The sequence below is a fragment of the Shewanella sp. GutCb genome, from assembly GCF_002836135.1.
Taxonomy (GTDB): domain Bacteria; phylum Pseudomonadota; class Gammaproteobacteria; order Enterobacterales; family Shewanellaceae; genus Shewanella.
Genome location: NZ_PJBL01000102.1, coordinates 1 through 217 on the forward strand (window position 1 = coordinate 1; position 217 = coordinate 217).

1 protein-coding gene is annotated in these 217 nt (G+C 50.7%); it reads right to left on the minus strand.

Annotated features, from left to right (window positions below; genetic code table 11):
* The coding region (locus tag CXF86_RS22870; protein ID WP_180961123.1) for a hypothetical protein at window positions 1–217 on the minus strand (217 nt) is incomplete at both ends.

Consider the following 217-nt stretch of genomic DNA (forward strand, 5'->3'; position numbering starts at 1 on the left):
GCCAGGCGCCACTCTTTCTAAGATGGGTCTCGAAAGAGAGTGAACAGCCCGTTGTTAACGCAACGGGCTTTTTTACGTCTGCGATTTGAGTGTTGTTACGTTGCTGAATTGCCGGAACGACAGAATGCAGGGGCAGTAGCATCGGCATAATCGTGTTGTGGCCGATATAACCAGGTGCGAATCGAACATTTCCAGGCGCCACTCTTTCTAAGATGGG